General features: G+C 76.3%; 13 protein-coding genes. 7 read left to right on the top strand and 6 right to left on the bottom strand.

Annotated features, from left to right (window positions below):
* Positions 1 to 15: 15 nt before the first annotated feature.
* Positions 16 to 609 (bottom strand): hypothetical protein, encoded by a 594-nt coding sequence (locus ACI79F_RS15680; RefSeq protein WP_456545465.1) that lies wholly within the window; start codon positions 607 to 609, stop codon positions 16 to 18.
* 152 nt (positions 610 to 761) lie between these two features.
* Between ACI79F_RS15680 and ACI79F_RS15675 the strand changes: the two genes are divergently transcribed.
* The 7 genes from ACI79F_RS15675 to ACI79F_RS15645 all read left to right on the top strand — a co-directional run bounded on the left by ACI79F_RS15675 (position 762) and on the right by ACI79F_RS15645 (position 12578).
* A complete protein-coding gene (locus ACI79F_RS15675) occupies positions 762 to 2180 on the top strand; it encodes a class II fumarate hydratase (RefSeq protein WP_456545464.1) in 1419 nt (472 codons plus the stop codon).
* Positions 2181 to 2501: 321 nt separating this feature from the next.
* Positions 2502 to 3797 (top strand): DegT/DnrJ/EryC1/StrS family aminotransferase, encoded by a 1296-nt coding sequence (locus tag ACI79F_RS15670; protein WP_456545463.1) that lies wholly within the window; start codon positions 2502 to 2504, stop codon positions 3795 to 3797.
* Positions 3794 to 4456, top strand: coding sequence for an acetyltransferase (locus tag ACI79F_RS15665; RefSeq protein ID WP_456545462.1), 663 nt, complete (start codon positions 3794 to 3796; stop codon positions 4454 to 4456). Before ACI79F_RS15670 ends, ACI79F_RS15665 begins: the two co-directional genes overlap by 4 nt.
* Before the next feature lie 110 nt (positions 4457 to 4566).
* Complete coding sequence (locus ACI79F_RS15660) at positions 4567 to 8727, top strand: FkbM family methyltransferase (protein ID WP_456545461.1); 4161 nt, start codon at positions 4567 to 4569, stop codon at positions 8725 to 8727.
* A gap of 67 nt (positions 8728 to 8794) precedes the next feature.
* Positions 8795 to 10111, top strand: a complete 1317-nt coding sequence (locus tag ACI79F_RS15655) for a citrate synthase (protein WP_456545460.1) — start codon at positions 8795 to 8797, stop codon at positions 10109 to 10111.
* Between the two features lie 13 nt (positions 10112 to 10124).
* Positions 10125 to 10397 carry a hypothetical protein gene (locus ACI79F_RS15650; RefSeq protein WP_456545459.1) on the top strand — a complete coding sequence of 91 codons (273 nt, stop codon included), beginning with the start codon at positions 10125 to 10127 and terminating at the stop codon, positions 10395 to 10397.
* Positions 10398 to 10508: 111 nt separating this feature from the next.
* A complete protein-coding gene (locus ACI79F_RS15645) occupies positions 10509 to 12578 on the top strand; it encodes an NlpC/P60 family protein (protein ID WP_456545458.1) in 2070 nt (689 codons plus the stop codon).
* Between the two features lie 106 nt (positions 12579 to 12684).
* Here ACI79F_RS15645 and ACI79F_RS15640 read toward each other — a convergent pair whose 3' ends face one another.
* From ACI79F_RS15640 to csrA, 5 genes are all read right to left on the bottom strand, one after another.
* Complete coding sequence (locus tag ACI79F_RS15640; protein WP_456545457.1) at positions 12685 to 13449, bottom strand: hypothetical protein; 765 nt, start codon at positions 13447 to 13449, stop codon at positions 12685 to 12687.
* Entirely contained in the window at positions 13446 to 13790 is a 345-nt protein-coding gene (locus tag ACI79F_RS15635) for a hypothetical protein (protein ID WP_456545456.1), read from the bottom strand. Before ACI79F_RS15635 ends, ACI79F_RS15640 begins: the two co-directional genes overlap by 4 nt.
* A 193-nt stretch (positions 13791 to 13983) precedes the next feature.
* Positions 13984 to 15078 carry a flagellar biosynthesis protein FliA gene (locus ACI79F_RS15630; protein ID WP_456545455.1) on the bottom strand — a complete coding sequence of 365 codons (1095 nt, stop codon included), beginning with the start codon at positions 15076 to 15078 and terminating at the stop codon, positions 13984 to 13986.
* A gap of 88 nt (positions 15079 to 15166) precedes the next feature.
* Entirely contained in the window at positions 15167 to 15697 is a 531-nt protein-coding gene (locus ACI79F_RS15625) for a hypothetical protein (RefSeq protein ID WP_456545454.1), read from the bottom strand.
* Between the two features lie 199 nt (positions 15698 to 15896).
* On the bottom strand, positions 15897 to 16172 hold the full coding sequence (gene csrA / locus ACI79F_RS15620) for a carbon storage regulator CsrA (protein WP_456545453.1): 276 nt from the start codon (positions 16170 to 16172) through the stop codon (positions 15897 to 15899).
* Between the last annotated feature and the right edge of the window lie 8 nt (positions 16173 to 16180).

Below are 16180 nucleotides of genomic sequence, written 5' to 3'. Positions count from 1 at the left end.
GCTGGCGACCGGCTCCTAGCCGAGCTCGGTGCAGTACGGGACCATGAACGGCTTGACCCGCCCCCCGCAGGTCGCCCCGTACCGCTCGTACTCCGAGAACGGCGGCGACTCGTAGAAGAGGTCGTCGCAGGACTGCAGGTCCCCGCCGAAGCAGTCCTGCGCGTACCGGTCGAGGACCGGGTCCACGCCGAGCTGGCCGGGGGGCACGGGCTCCTGCTGGTCCACCGACCCGCCGTAGGGGGAGGTGGAGGAGAAGTACTCCTCCTCCATCGCGAGCGTGTCCTCGAACGCCTCGTTCTGCGCGGCGCCCAGCTCGGCGCCCATCGCGGCGCCGAACCGTCCGCCCACGTCGTCGGCACGCCACAGGACGAGGGAGACGGCGACGGCCGATGCCGCCGCCGTGCCGAGGACCGCGACGGCGGCGACCCCGAGCGCGGTGCGGACCGGGCGGGGGCGCGGCCCGGCCGGCGCGGCGGGAGGAGGGAGGGGCGCGGGCCCGGCAGGCGGCGTCCACCCGCCCGCGAGGGGCGCCGACCAGGCCGCTCCCGCTGCCGCCCCCTCCGGCGGGCGCTGCCAGGGGCTGTCGGCGGAGTGCTGCTGCTCGGTCATGGGGCTCCTCGGCCTCGACGGTCGGGGAACCGTACGAGCGGCGCGGCTCGGCACCGGGCACCACGCGGGGACGCCGCCCCGAGGGCACGACGCCCGGCATCTAGGGTCCCTCCCGGAGCACCGACCCCACTCACCCCACCGGGAGCGCAGCCATGCCCCCTGCCGACACGGCCACCGAGACCCCCGGCGCGGAGTACCGCGTCGAGCACGACTCCATGGGGGAGGTGCGCGTCCCGGCCTGGGCGAAGTGGCGGGCGCAGACCCAGCGCGCCGTCGAGAACTTCCCCATCTCGGGCACCCCGATCGAGCGGGCCCTCATCGGCGCCCTGGCGGCGATCAAGGGCGCCGCGGCCAGCGTCAACGCCGACCTCGGGGTCCTCGACGCCGACGTCGCCGCCGCCATCGGCGAGGCCGCCGCCGCCGTGTCCCGCGGCGAGTGGGACGACCACTTCCCGATCGACGTCTTCCAGACCGGCTCGGGGACGTCGAGCAACATGAACACCAACGAGGTCATCGCGACCCTGGCCACCGAGTCGCTCGGCCGCCCGGTCCACCCCAACGACCACGTCAACGCCTCGCAGTCGTCCAACGACGTGTTCCCCTCGGCCATCCACGTGGCGGCGACCTCGGCGATCGTCACCGACCTCGTGCCGGCCCTGGAGCACCTGGCCGCCTCGCTGGAGCGCAAGGCCACCGAGTTCGCCGAGGTCGTCAAGAGCGGCCGCACCCACCTGATGGACGCCACCCCGGTCACCCTCGGCCAGGAGTTCGGCGGCTACGCCGCGGCGGTCCGCTACGGCATCGAGCGGCTGCAGGCCTCCCTCCCCCGGATCGGCGAGCTGCCGCTGGGCGGCACCGCGGTCGGCACCGGCATCAACACCCCGCCCGGCTTCGCCGCGAAGATCATCGAGAAGCTCGCCGGCGAGCTCGGGCTGCCGCTGACCGAGGCCCGCGACCACTTCGAGGCGCAGAGCTCGCGCGACGCGCTGGTGGAGGGCTCCGGCCAGCTCAAGACGATCGCCGTCGGCCTGGTGAAGATCGCCAACGACCTGCGCTGGATGGGCTCGGGCCCGCGCACCGGCCTGGCCGAGATCAACCTGCCCGACCTGCAGCCCGGCAGCTCGATCATGCCCGGCAAGGTGAACCCGGTGATCCCGGAGGCGACCATCCAGGTCGCCGCGCAGGTCATCGGCAACGACGCCGCGGTCACCTTCGCGGGCACGACCGGCGTCTTCGAGCTCAACGTGACCCTGCCGCTCATGGCCCGCAACGTGCTCGAGTCGATCCGGCTGCTGGCCAACGTCAGCCGGGTGCTGGCCGACCGCTGCGTCGACGGGATCACCGCCAACGTCGACCGCTGCCGGGAGTACGCCGAGTCCTCCCCCTCCATCGTCACGCCGCTGAACAAGTACATCGGCTACGAGGAGGCGGCGATCGTGGCCAAGCAGTCGCTCAAGGAGCAGAAGACGATCCGCCAGGTCGTCCTCGAGCGGGGCTACGTCGGGCAGGGCAAGCTCACCGAGGCCCAGCTCGACGAGGCCCTCGACGTCCTCTCGATGACCCACCCCTGACCCCCTCGCCCGGTGCGGCGGCGCGGATGCCGCCGCACCGGGCGCCGGACGGGACTGGGACCCACGGTGCCGGTGGGACGGGTGACGAGACCCCGCCGCGCGGCCCGCTCGCGGGGCGGCGCGTCGGGCGGACCGCGCTCCCCCGGCTCGACGATGCTGCTGGGCAGTCCCATGTCGGGCAGGGGGTGCGCGCGGTCCGGCACGTCGGACGGCGACCGGCACGCCCCGGCCCGGCGACGCCGACCGTCGCGGTCCCGCCCGGCTCCCCCGGGGTGCGGACGCCGTGCGCGGCCGGTCCCGTCCCAGGAGGAACGCCGCCGCATGGTCGCGCACGAGCTGATCCGCTTCCAGGCCCCCACCCTGCCCTCGCTCCGCCAGGTCGAGCCCTACTTCGCCGAGGCCGAGCGGGTGCGGTGGTTCTCCAACGGCGGCCCGTGCGTCGCCCGGCTGGAGCGGGCGTGCGCGGACCGCCTCGGGCTGCACCACCCCGGCGTCGCGGTGAACAACGCGACCTCCGGCCTGATGGTCGCGCTGCGGGCCTGCCTCGGCGCCCCCGAGGGCGCGCGCCGCCTGGTCGCCGTCCCCTCGTTCACGTTCGTCGCCAGCGTCAACGCCGTCGTCTGGGCCGGCTTCGAGCCGGTGTTCGTCGACATCGACCCGGTCGACTGGCAGCTGTCGGAGGGCTCGCTCGCCCGGCTGCACGACCTCCGCGGTTCGCTGGCCGGCATCCTGCAGTGCTCCACGTTCGGCACGGCGCCCAGCGCCGCCCGCCGCGCCTCGCTGGCCGCCGCCACCGCCGCCCTCGGCGTGCCCGTGGTGGTCGACTCCGCCGCCGGCTTCGGCGCGGTGGACGAGGACGGCCGGGCGCTCGGCGACCAGGGCGACGTCGAGGTGTTCAGCTTCCACGCGACCAAGCCGTTCGCCATCGGCGAGGGCGGGCTCGTGACCTCCCACTCGCGGTACGTGCTCAACGCCGTGTCCCGCCTGATCAACTTCGGCTTCGACGCGACCCGCTCGGTCGTCGGGCCGCTGGGCATCAACGGCAAGATGCCGGAGCTCACCGCGGCCGTCGGCCTGGCCGTCCTGGACGGCTTCGACGGGGTGCTGACCCACCGCCGCGCCGCGGCGGCCTGGCTGCGGGAGGAGCTCGAGCCGACCGGCGTCGCGTTCCAGGCGGGCTCGGCCGGCTCCACCTTCCAGTTCGTCCCGGTCGCGCTGCCCACGCCGGAGACCCGCGACCTGCTGCTGCGGCAGGCGCACGACGCGGGCATCGAGGTCCGCGCCTACTTCGACCCGCCGATGCACCGGCTCCCGGCGCTGGCCGGCTACCCCTGCACGGGCGACCTGCCGGTCACCGCGTCGCTGGCCGAGCGGATCATCGGGCTGCCCATGGCCAACGACATCGGCGCGTCCGCCCTCGAGCGGATCCGGGACCTGGTGCGCGGCGCGGTCACCGCCGCGCGGGACACCGGTCGCCGTCCCGCGGTCCCGGCGGTGTCCGCCCCGCCGTCACCCACCGCGCCGTCTCCCGCACCGGTGCTCCCCCGGCTCCGTCGGGAGGTGCCCGCCGGGCACCGCGTCGAGTCCCCGGCGGTGCTGACCCGCCCCGCGCCGTGAGCACCATCCCGCTGGTCGTGATCGGCGCGGGCGGCTTCGGGCGGGAGGTGCACGACGTCGTCGAGGCGGAGAACGACGAGCGCGCCCGCACCGGGCGGCCCCTGCTGGAGTGCGTCGGCTTCCTGGCCGACGGCCACGCCGACGTCGAGCTGGTCGAGGAGCGCGGCGTCCCGTTCCTCGGCCCGGTCGCCCACCTGACCTGCCTGCCGGTCGACGTCCGCTACGTCATCGGCATCGGCAGCGGCGCCGCCCGCCGGCGGATCGACGAGTGGGCCACGGCCGAGGGGCGCGAGACGCTGACCCTGGTGCACCCGAGCGCCGTGGTCGGCCGCCACCGGGTGACGCTGGGCCCCGGCTCGATCCTGTGCGCGACCGCCGTCGTCACCACCAACGTCCGGCTCGGCCGGCACGTGCACCTCAACCTGGGCGTCACCGTCGGGCACGACGCCGTGCTCGGCGACTACGTGACCGCCAACCCCAACGTCTCGATCTCGGGCAACGCGGTGCTCGGGGACGAGGTCTCCCTGGGCACCGGGGCGACGGTCATCGAGGGCCGCCGGATCGGCGCCCGCACGACGGTCGGCGCCGGCGCCGCCGTCGTCCGCGACCTCCCGGGGGACGTCACCGCGGTCGGCGTCCCCGCCCGGCCCCTCGGCTAGCCGCGCCCCCGCTCCCCGGACCCGCCGCCGCCCCGCGCCCGGCCGGGTCCCCTCCCCCTCTGCCGCGGCTCCCCCGCACCGCAGCGCTCCACGGAAAGGCGGACCCCCGCATGCGAGCCCCCCGAGTCAGCGTCCTCCTGGTCACCCGCGACCACGCAGGTCAGGTCGAGCGCGCCCTCGCGTCGATCGAGGCCCAGGCGTTCGACGGGCCCCTCGAGGTGGTCGTCGCCGACGACGCCTCCGGCGACGGGACGGTGGCGCTCGTCGCGGCGTGGGCCGCGCGTGTGGACGCCGAGGTGCGCGTCCTGCCCAGCGAGTCGCGCCTGGGCGTCGCGGCGACCCGCCACCGCGGGTTCGCCGCCTGCCGCGGCCGCTACGTCGCCGTCCTCGACGCCGACGAGGAGTGGACCGCCCCGGACAAGCTCCGCCGGCAGGTGGAGCTCCTCGACCGGCACCCCGAGCTGTCCATGGCGGCCACGCGCACCCTCGTCGTGGACGAGGCCACCGGCTCGTCGCAGGCCCTGCCCGTGATCGCCGGCCCGGCCGCGGGCTCCCACGTGGCGCTGACCGGCGACCGGCTCGCCGACCGCACCCGCCCGGCGACGCCGAGTTGCGCCCTGTACCGGGCCGAGCTGCTCGAGCGGCTCGACCCGGGGGTCTTCGAGACGCCGGCCGCCGACGCGCTGGTCGACCTCGCGATGACCCGCTACGGCGACGTGGGGCTGCTCCCCGACGTCGCCGCCCGCACCGGGCGGCGCGCCGGCGCGGCTGGGCAGGCGGTGCCGGACGACGCCCTCGCGCTCCTCCCGGCGCCGACCGGCCCGGTCGCGCCGGCCGCACCGGCGCGGACCGTCGTCCTGGACGACTACTTCCCCACCAAGGGGACGGGCTTCCGGATCGCGGAGTTCGACTGGATGCTGCGGCACGGCGTCGTCGCCGAGGTGATGACGACGATCGAGCCGCTGGAGCCGCTCCTCGCGGAGTACGCGACCCTCTACCCGGAGACGGCCGGGCAGGTCTCCGCCTACGACCCGCGGCGGCTCGGGGAGTTCGACTGCGCGTCGATCATGTTCCTGAACAACGCCGCGCGCTTCCTGTACGACCTGGAGCAGGCCTCGCTCCCGTTCGTCCTGCAGCTCTACCCCGGGGGCGGCCTGAACCTCGGCGAGCCGGGGGCGCAGCGGAAGCTCAGGAGGGTCCTCTCGTCCCCGCTGCTCCAGCACGTGATCACCACGCAGCCCCTCGTCACCGAGGTCGTCACGGCGCTCACCGGCGGGTCCGTGCCGGTCACCGAGGTGATCGGCGGCCCCGTCGGCCGCAGCCACCTGGCGCCGGGCGCCGGGCTGCGCACGAACTACTTCGGCAGCGGCAAGGAGCACCTCGACGTCTGCTTCGTGGCGCAGCGGTACACCGTCGACGGGTCGGACAAGGGGTGGCCGGTCTACCTGGCGGCCCTGCGGACGCTGGCGGACGCCGGCCTCCCCGTGCGCGGCCACGTCGTCGGCGGCTTCGGCCCCGCGGACGTCGGCGAGCAGTACGCCGCCCTCGACCTGAGCTTCTCCGGGGTGCTCAGCACGCCCGAGCTGCGCCGGTTCTACCTCGACATGGACGTCATCGTCTCCCCGACGACCCCCGGGCGGCTGGCCCCCGGCGCCTTCGACGGCTTCCCCACCGGGGCCTGCGTCGAGGCCGCCCTGTCCGGCGTCGCGCTCGTCGCGACCGACCCGCTGGACCAGAACCGCCTCTACACCGACGGCGTGGACATCCACATGCCGCGAGCGGACGTCGCCGAGGTCGTCGAGCGGGTCCTGGCGATGGTCGCCGAGCCCGACGGCGTGCGCCGGGTCGCCCAGGCCGGGCTGCGGACGACGCGGCGCACGTACGGGGTGGACGCGCAGCTGTACAGCCGGCGCCGCGTGCTCGAGACGGCCCGGGCGAGCGCGCGCGAGCGCCCGCCCGTCGTCCCGCAGGAGCCGCTGGTCAGCGTCCTCGTCCCCACCTACAACGGCGAGCGGTTCCTCCGGACGACGCTTCGCTCCGCGCTGGAGCAGAGCCACCGCAACATCGAGCTGCTCGTCGGCGACGACGCCTCCACCGACCGCACCCCGGAGATCCTCGCCGCGGTGGCGGCGGAGGACGCCCGCGTCCGGGTCATCCGGCACGAGACCAACGTGGGCGGGCTGGAGAACCCGCGCCGCCTGCTGGCCAAGGCCCGCGGGGAGTACGTCAAGTTCCTCATGCACGACGACGTGCTCGGCCCCGACTGCGTGCGGGACCTGGTCCACGGCATGCAGCAGAACCCCGAGGCGGCCATGGCCTTCTCCCACCGGGTGCTGGTCGACGAGCAGGGCGAGCCGGTCCCCGGCCACGAGTTCCCCACGCTGGCCGACCGGCCCGCGCTGCTCCCGGGCCGGGAGCTGGGCGACTTCGTCCTGTCCAACTGCCTCAACGTGATCGGCGAGCCGACCACGGTGCTGTTCCGCCGGGACGACGTCGCCCCCGAGGACCTCTGGATCATCGACGGCCGCACCGTCGACGTGCTCAACGACGTCCAGCTGTGGCTGTACCTGCTCACCGAGGGCCCGGCGTTCTACACCCCGCGCACCCTGAGCCGGTTCCGCCAGCACGCCGGGCAGAACACCCACAACCCGCGCTACGTCGGCCGGGGGGAGCGCGACTGGTCCCGGCTGACCGACTGGGCCGCACGGCACGGCTTCCTGGCCGGCGAGGGCCAGCTGCGCCGGGCGCAGGCCCGGGCGCTGGTGGAGGCGGCCAACCGGCTGTACTCCCTCGTCGACACCGACGACTACGGCGCCGCGCTCGAGGCGGCCTACCTCTCCACCGCCGCCCTGGTGGAGCTGACCCGGCCCACCCCGGCCACCCGCGCGACCGGGCTGCCCGAGCGCGCCCACGGCCCCGCGGTCCGGGAGCGGTTCACCCAGGAGCTGGACGTGTGGACCCGCCAGTACCCCGTGGCCCTGGCCGCGCCGGAGCTGGACCCGGCCGAGGTCGACGCCACGGTGCAGGCCTTCCGCGAGGTCCTGGCCGCCGGCGCGGCCCGCCAGGCCGTGGTCGCGGTGCCGCCGGCGGACCTGGAGCGCGCCGTCCCGCTGCTGGAGAGCGCCCTGGCCGCCGGGCCCGACATCGACCTGGAGCTCGTGCCGGTCGACGACCCCGCGGTGCTGCTGCCCGACCCGTGGCTGGCCGTGGTGCCCCGCGGCCGCTGGTGGCACGCCGCGAACGCCCGCGCGACGTGGGCGTTCGAGCTCCCGGCCGGCGCGCCCGCGGCCCCGCGCCCCGAGGCGGCCCCGCCGGCGCTCGCCCGGCTCGGGCTGGCCGACTGCCGGGAGGTCCTCGCCGGCCTGCAGGAGCGGGTCGGGGACGTCGACGCCATGTGGGACGCGCTGACCGAGGCCGAGTTCCAGCGGTCCGGGCGCCGCGCCGGCCTGCTGGCCCGGGTGGACGCGCAGTTCATCGAGGACTTCGAGCGCCGGCGGGCCGACGTCCCGCAGGGCCGGCCGTACTTCACCGGCAAGCTCGCCAACGGCGTCCGCTTCCTGGGCGACGCGCGGGACTGGCCGTCGGCCCTGCACGCCGTCGACCCGACCTGCAACAGCACCCTCATCCGCGCGCTGGAGGAGGAGCTGTCGCGGCGACCGGGCGACTACGTCGACGTGGGCACCAACATCGGCGTGGTCGCGGCGAGCATGGCCGCGCACGTCGCGCCGACCGGGCGGGTCCTCGCCTTCGAGCCCTCCCCGGAGACGCTGCGGCTGGCCGCGTCGACCGTCGCCCTCAACGACGCGGAGAACGTGACCCTCCACAACGCGGCGGTGAGCGACACCGACGGCGCGCTCGTGTTCCACGCGACACCGGGCAACAGCGCCATCGCGTCCGCCCGGCGGCACGCCTTCGGCCTGCTCAACGACTGGGAGCAGGTCACCGTCCCCGCCGTCCGGCTGGACACCCTGCACGCGGCCGGCGAGCTCGACGGCGTGACCCTGGTGAAGATCGACGTCGAGGGCCACGAGCCCAGCGTGCTGCGCGGCGCCCTGCAGTTCATCGCCGACGTCCGGCCCACCGTCGTCTACGAGTACACCGCGCTCGCCGCCGCCGACCACGGCTGGACCCAGGAGGACTCGATCGAGCTGCTCAGCCGCGCTGGGCAGTTCGAGTTCACCGCGCTCGCCGAGGACGACGGCCGGGTGCTGCCCTTCCCCCTGCCGGCCGGCTACACGGGGCAGGTGAACGTGTTCGCCCGCCCGGTCTGATCCGCCGGGTGGGCGCGCGGGCGGCTGCATGGTGCGGCGGACCAGGGAGTGAGTAGCGTCCACACCGATGAGCGAGACAAGCAGCGCCGGTGACGTAGCCGCCCCTGACGTCGCCCTGCGCTACCCCGGTGGAGAACTGCCCCTGCCCGTGCGCGCCGCCGCGGAGGGCGCCGACGGCCTGGACGTCAGCAAGCTGCTGACCACGACCGGTCGGGTGACCCTCGACATCGGGTTCGTGAACACCGCGTCGTGCACCTCGGCGATCACCTACATCGACGGCGACGCGGGCATCCTGCGCTACCGCGGGTACCCGATCGACCAGCTCGCGGAGAAGTCCAGCTTCCTCGAGGTGAGCTACCTGCTCATCTACGGCGAGCTGCCGACCGCCGACCAGCTGGCCACCTTCGACTCGGGCATCCGGCGGCACACGCTGCTGCACGAGGACCTCAAGCAGTTCTTCAAGGGGTTCCCGCTCGACGCGCACCCGATGCCGGTGCTCTCCTCGGCCGTCAGCGCGCTGTCGACCTTCTACCAGGACTCGCTCGACCCGTTCGACGAGCAGCAGGTGGAGATCTCGACGCTGCGACTGCTCGCCAAGCTGCCCACCATCGCCGCCTACGCGTACAAGAAGTCGGTCGGCCAGCCGTTCCTCTACCCGGACAACTCGCTCGGGCTGGTGGAGAACTTCCTGCGGATGACCTTCGGCTTCCCCGCCGAGCCCTACGAGGTCGACCCGGAGCTCGCCGCGGCGCTGGACATGCTGTTCGTGCTGCACGCCGACCACGAGCAGAACTGCTCGACGTCGACCGTCCGGCTGGTCGGCTCCTCGCACGCCAACCTGTTCGCGTCGGTCTCGGCCGGCATCAACGCGCTGTTCGGCCCGCTGCACGGCGGGGCCAACCAGTCCGTGCTCGAGATGCTCGAGTCCATCCAGCGCGACGGCGGCGACATCCGGCGCTTCGTGCAGCGGGTCAAGGACAAGGAGCCCGGCGTCAAGCTGATGGGCTTCGGCCACCGGGTCTACAAGAACTACGACCCCCGCGCGGCGATCGTGAAGAAGACCGCCGACAGCGTGCTGGACAAGCTCGGCGGCGACAACCAGCTGCTGGACCTGGCCCGCCAGCTGGAGGAGATCGCGCTGTCGGACGACTACTTCGTCCAGCGCAAGCTCTACCCGAACGTCGACTTCTACACCGGCCTCATCTACCGGGCGATGGGCTTCCCGACCCGCATGTTCACCGTGCTGTTCGCGCTGGGCCGGCTGCCCGGCTGGATCGCGCAGTGGCGGGAGATGATCGCCGACCCGTCGACGAAGATCGGCCGTCCCCGCCAGCTCTACACCGGTCCCACCGAGCGCGCCTACGTCGAGCTCGGCGACCGCTGACGGGTCCGCACACGTGTCCGAGCCGTCCGGGGAGGAGGTCATCGTCCTGCCGCCGCTGCCGCTGGCGACCGGTCGACTCCTCCCCGACGGCGCGGACGCCCCCGCCCGGCGCATCACCGAGGTGGCCCTCGTCGTCCGCACCGAGGACGGCGCCGAGCACCGCGTCGCCCTCGTCGAGCAGCACGGCGCCTGGTGGGCGCCGACGCCGCCGCGCTGGGCGCCGGCCGGCGACCGGTCCACCGATCGGGCGACACCGGCCGGAAACCACCCTCACCCGGAGGGGTGACCGCCCGCCCACCGCCCCTCCGGGGTCCCCTCCGTCCCGTCGATACGACGGCGAGGCCCGCTGCACCGCAGCGCGCCGGCCGCGTAGGACGAGACACCCGGGGGACCCGCAGTGCCCGCACCACGCACGCCCGCCCCCCGGGCTGCCCGCACCGCCGGGACCCCCGCCCGCGGCACCACCACCCGCGGCAGCACCACCCGCAGCAGCACCGCCCGCGCCAGCACGCCCCGCGGCGCCGCCCCCCGCCCGGCCGCCCGCCCGCCGCTCACGCCGGAGCAGGCCGCGGCCGTCCGCGCCCTGCTCGCCGCTCGCGCCGCCGCCGGGTCCCCGGCCGCCGGCACCCGCACGCCCGCCGGCACCCGCGCGGCCGGCTCCCGCACGTCGTCCGGCGGGCGGTCGTCGTCCCGCCGGCGCCCGGCGGCCCGCTCGCGGCGGGGCCGGTCCACCCGGCGCCGTCCGGCCCGCGCGGTCGCGTGGCGGCGGTTCCTGGGCGCCTCCGACCGGCGGCACTGGCGGCTGCGGCTCGCGGTCGTCGCCCTCGGCGTCGTGCTGCCCGCCCTCGCCGGTGCGCTCTCCCCCACCCGCCCCGCGCCGGCGACCGCCGCCGGTGTCGCCGGCGACCCGGCCGGCCTCGCCGTGGCCGCCCAGCAGACCCTCGCCGCCGACGCCGCCCGGCACCGCCGGCTGCAGCAGGACCTGACCGGCCGGCGCGCGGAGCTCGCCGAGGCCGAGGCCGCCGAGGCCGCCGCGCGCGAGGCCGCCGCGGGCGCGCGGGCCGCCGTCGGCGACGGCGCCGCGGACCTGTACCGCATGACCCCCGAGCAGCGGGTGCCACTGCTCGCCCTCGACGTGCACGCCCCCGGCACGGCCGCCGGCGTGCTCTGGCTGCAGGGCGTGGCCGACGGCGCGGCCGACGACCGCGCCGTCGACGTCGTCCGGGCCGCCCGCGCGGAGCAGGCCGTGACCGCCGCCGCCACCCGCACCCGCACCGCGCGCATCGCCGTCGACGCCGCCGCGGCCGAGCTCGACGCCCTGCTCGCCGACGTGCGCGCGCAGGTGGCCGGCCTCGCCCCGTCGACGGCGGCGCAGCTGGCGGGCCTGGGCACCGTGCCCGCCGCGGCCGGGCAGCAGGAGCGCAACCAGCAGGCCCTGCGCCGCTGGCAGGACTACCTCGGCACGCTGGCCGGCGCGGGCATCCAGCCCCCCGCCGCGGCCGAGCTCGCCGACCCCGCCGACCTGCCCGCCGGGTTCTCCCCCGCTCTCGACGGCGCCGGCACGCCGGTCCCCGGCGTCGCGCTGGCCGTCGCGGGCAACCGGCCGGTCACCGTGCTGCCCGCGGAGACCGTCGCCGCCGTGAGCGTGGCCCTCGCCCAGCTGGGCCGCCCCTACGTCGCCGACGGCGCCGGCCCCGACGCCTACGACTGCGGCGGGCTCACCGCGGCCGCGTGGGTGCAGGCCGGCTACGGGCTGCCCGCGGCCGCGGCCGACCAGTGGACCACCGGCGCGGCCGTGCCCGCCGCCCAGCTGCAGGTCGGCGACCTCGTCTTCACCGACGGCGGCGCCGACGTGGGCCTGTACCTCGGCGAGGGCCAGGTGCTCGGGGCCTCGGCGGCCGGCTGGTCGGTCGGCGTCCGCGCGATGACCGGCGCGACCGGCGTCGTCCGGGTGACCCTGCCGGCCCCGGCGGAGCCGAACCCGGCCCTGCCCGCCGCGGTCTCCGGCAACGGCCCCTGCGGCCGGCCGCCGGCGCCCGTGGGCCCGGTCAGCCCCGCCTGGGGCGGGTTCGGCAACGGGCGCATCCCGGCCTCGGCGCTGTGCCCGATCGGCGAGTCGCACGCGCTGCGCTGCGACGCCGCCGCCGGCTACACCGCCCTCGCCGCGGCCTTCGCGCAGCAGTTCGGCCGGCCGATGTGCATCACCGACTCCTACCGCTCCTTCGCCGCGCAGGTCTCGGCGTTCCGCGCCAAGCCGCGCCTGGCCGCGGTGCCCGGCACGTCCAACCACGGGTGGGCGCTGGCGGTCGACCTCTGCGGCGGCATCAACCACGGCGGCAGCGCCGAGTGGCGGTGGATGACCGCCAACGCCGGCCGGTTCGGGTTCGTGCAGCCGGACTGGGCGGGCCCGCAGGGCGAGAAGCCCGAGCCCTGGCACTGGGAGTTCGGCCACCTGCTCGACGCCTAGCCCGGGATCAGGTCCCCTGATCGTGGCGCGTCCTCCCTCACCGTCCGCGGCGAGGGAGGACGCGCTGCGGTGAGGGAGGACGCGCTGCGCTGAGGGAGGACGGCGGCTACAGCCAGGGCAGGGTCGGCAGCGCGCGCCAGGGCAGCCGGACGCAGGGCTCGCCGGTGGCCTCGGCCAGCCGCGCCGCCACCCCCGCGCCGGCACCGGCGACCGGGTGGCCGGGGGTGACCACGACGTGCATGTCCGGCATCGGCAGCCCGGCCTCGGCGACCCCCTCCAGGACCCGCTCCGGCCGGACGAACGGCGCCGACGCCAGCAGCGGCGCGGCCGGGTGCGACCACAGCGCCACCGGGCCCTCGACCCGCAGCTCGGCCGCGACGGCGGCCGCCCGCTCCTCCGCGGCTCCCCGGACGCGGGCGACGCCGGCGCCGTCGGTTCGGGACGACGGGGTCCACGGCAGCGCCAGCGGGCCCCGCCGGACGACGACGCGCCAGCCGAGCGCGGCCTGGCGGGCGTCGGTCCAGTCGAGCACCGCGACCCCGCCGTCGGCGGCCGCCGCGTCGGGTACGGGCCGGTGCGCCACCCAGGAGGTGAGCGCCGTGGCGAGCGCGCCGGGCTCCGGGGCCACGCCGGCCGCGGTCATGTCCTCGGCCAGGTCGCGCAGCGGGGCGCGCAGCGCGCGCTCCTCCTCGCGCAGGACGACGACCGGCCCGTCCACGCGGTCGTCGGCGAGCACCACCCGCAGCCGTGGCGTCGCGAGCTCGGGCAGCACCTCGGCCGCGACGTCCCGCAGGTCCGCGGGGTCCACCGGCGCCGGCCGCAGCCGGGAGAGCAGGCCCGCCGGGGCGCGGCCGAACCGCCCGTCGGTCACCGCGGCACCCGCACCAGCGCGTCGCGCAGGGAGTCCGGCAGCTCCGGCAGGGCCAGCACGCTCGCCCGCTCCACGGCGGACAGGCGGACCGGCAGGACGTCGTCGTCCCAGCCGGTCACGCGGCGCACGCGGGCGGCGGGGCCGGGCCAGACCGCGTCGCGGGCCATGGCCACGTGCAACTCGGTGAGGACGTCGGCGAGGTGGATCGCCGCGACGGGGTGGACCTCCGTCGCGGCCAGCCCGGCACGCACGGCGGCCGCGAGGGCGGCACGCGCGGGGGCGGCCAGCCAGTACGGCACGAGCGCGTCCGGGGTGGGGTCCCCCGCGGCCAGGGCGCTCACCTGGGGCGCCCCGGAGACGTCCCCGGCGCCGGGCGGCGGAGCGGGGAGGCGGTCACGCTGGAGATATCGGCAGTCCGGACCCGGGTCGGACACACTCCCTTGACATTTCGTCCCGGTCGGTGCTCGCCCCCGGGACGGCGCCGGCCCCGGTCCGCGCGGGCGGACCGGGGCCGGGGTGGAGCCGGTGCGGGGGTCACTCGGAGAGCTCGGCCAGCCGTTCCTTGAGGGCGCGCTCGACGCGGTCGGCGTGCACGTTCATGTTGCGCACCGAGGTGCCCAGGTCGGCCGACAGCTGCGTCTTGGTGAGCCCGCCCCACGTCGTGAGGTACCAGGTGGCCCAGCCGAGCACGTTCGGCTGGCCGGCCCGCTGCTCGCGGCGGGCGGTCGGGTCCGGCGCGCAGGCGGCGGTCAGCGCATGCGAGAGCAGGGTCTGCTCGGCCTCGCCCATGATCTCGTCGGGCGCCTCGGAGCTGTCGGGGATGAGGATCTCGGCGGCGTCCGGGGCGCCGTCCAGCGACTGGAGGTTGCGCAGCCCGTTGAGCGTCGCCACCGTCTGCGAGTTGCGCCGCAGCGTGGCCACGCTCTGCCCCATGTAGGCGGCCAGCTCCTTCTCCGAGGGCCGCCGCTGGTGCTCGGCGACGAACGCCGCGATCGCCTTCTGCTGCTTGTTCTCGGTGTCCGCGGCGGTGCGGCCGTGGGCGGCGCGCCCCAGGTCGTGCACCCACTTGGACAGCTGGGTGGCGAGGAAGGCCCCGAAGGGGACCGACTTGCTCTCGTCGAACTGCCCGACGGCCTTGAGGATCCACTCGTAGACCTGCTGGGTCAGGTCGTCGGGGTCGGGCAGGTGCAGCCGGATCGTGCTCATGTTGCGCTGCAGCCGCTTGAGGCTCACCGGGGCGTAGTGCCGGCACAGCTCGTCGAGGAAGGCCGGCGGCAGGTCCCGCGGCGCACGGCGCCGGACGTCGGCCTCCGCCCGCAGGCCCACGGTGGTCACGCCGCGGCCGGCGCACCAGGCGCGCACCCAGTCGGCGAGCACCGGACCCTGGCCGCACGCGCCGTCGACGCGGTAGAGACCCTCGCCGTGGTCGTAGCTGACCGTGACGCCGTCGGGCAGGTCGGCGCGGAAGTCCTGCAGCGGCAGCTCGCGGTCGACGCGGAAGTGGACCCGGTCGCGCGGGGTGATCGGCACCCGCGCGAAGCCCTCCGCCTCGGGGATGCCCCCGAAGACGAGGGGCTGGCGGATGCGCTCGCGGGGTTCGACGGTGGTGGGGCTCGCGGTCGTGGTCACGGGTGCTCCAGGCGAGTCGTCGGGGAAGGAGAACGTCGCGGTGGGCGGCGGCGGGACGGCCCTCCCGGGGGGAGGGAGGCCGGGCCGGCTAGAGGGAGACGCGCTCGGCGGCCGGGACGGGGCGCGGCGCGGGGACGACGACGTCGGCGACCCCGGCGACCGGGGCGGCGGCCGGCGTGCCGACCCCGAGGCTGGCCATCAGGCCCGCGGCGGCGGCGCGCTCGGCCGGGCCGGGCTCGGCGCAGTAGACCGGCATGTGGTCGTACAGGCTCGTGAACAGGTCGCTGACGAAGGCGTAGGCCGCCTGCGCCTGCGGCGAGAAGCGGGCGACGCCGGCGCGCGGGCCGAGCTCCACGCCGACGGTGACCCGCACGGTGCGCTCGTCCTTGCCCAGCCCGCTCACCGAGACGGCGACGTCGGGGTGGGCGGCGGCGAGGGCGGCCAGGCCGGCCAGGCAGCGGCGGGCCGAGCCGCGGCGGGGCCGCAGGGCGACGTGGACGACGACCGTGTCGGCCTCGGCGACCGGCTCGGCGGTGTCGGCGGTGCCGGTCGCGGCGAGGACGTCGGACGACGGCTCGTCGAAGCCGGCCGGGTCGGCCGGGTCAGCGCTGCGGTACATGAGATCGCCCCCTTGTCGTGCTTGGGGGCAACTCTGGCGCATGACGACGCCGACGCCGGCACAAGACTCGCTGTGCCAACCGCAGTTGTGGCGGGGTGGCTTCGGCAGATCTTGCCCGTGTCGTTACGTCGTTCGACTCAAGCCGCCCGCTGATCGGCAGATCCCGACGAACAGCGGGCAGCCCTGTCGTGCACCTGCGTCAGGCCGAGGGCGTCTCCACCGCCGCGGGCCCGTCCGCGGGGGCCGCGGCCCCCGGCGCGAACGCCGCCAGGGCGCCCAGCGTGTCGGCCGTGACCTGCGCCGCGAGCAGGTTGGCCTCGGCGATCTGCCGGTAGACCTCCTCGCGGTGGATGGTCACCTCGCGCGGCGCCTTGAAGCCCAGGCGGACGGTGCCGCCCCGGACCTCGACGACGTGCACCTCGATGTCGTCGCCGATGCGGATCGTCTCGCCGACGCTGCGGGTCAGGGTGAGCATGCGAACCC

The sequence above is a fragment of the Blastococcus sp. SYSU D00868 genome, assembly GCF_054050575.1.
The sequence above is the reverse complement of the archived record's forward strand: the minus strand, read 5'-3'. Positions and strand labels throughout refer to the sequence as shown.

Bases quoted from the DNA above. Each gene is read 5' to 3' on its own strand.
- ACI79F_RS15660 (WP_456545461.1), top strand. From the start codon at position 4,567: ATGCGAGCCCCCCGAGTCAGCGTCCTCCTGGTCACCCGCGACCACGCA.
- ACI79F_RS15670 (WP_456545463.1), top strand. From the start codon at position 2,502: ATGGTCGCGCACGAGCTGATCCGCTTCCAGGCCCCCACCCTGCCCTCG.
- ACI79F_RS15675 (WP_456545464.1), top strand. From the start codon at position 762: ATGCCCCCTGCCGACACGGCCACCGAGACCCCCGGCGCGGAGTACCGC.
- ACI79F_RS15680 (WP_456545465.1), bottom strand. From the start codon at position 609: ATGACCGAGCAGCAGCACTCCGCCGACAGCCCCTGGCAGCGCCCGCCG.
- csrA (WP_456545453.1), bottom strand. From the start codon at position 16,172: ATGCTCACCCTGACCCGCAGCGTCGGCGAGACGATCCGCATCGGCGAC.
- ACI79F_RS15655 (WP_456545460.1), top strand. From the start codon at position 8,795: ATGAGCGAGACAAGCAGCGCCGGTGACGTAGCCGCCCCTGACGTCGCC.
- ACI79F_RS15625 (WP_456545454.1), bottom strand. From the start codon at position 15,697: ATGTACCGCAGCGCTGACCCGGCCGACCCGGCCGGCTTCGACGAGCCG.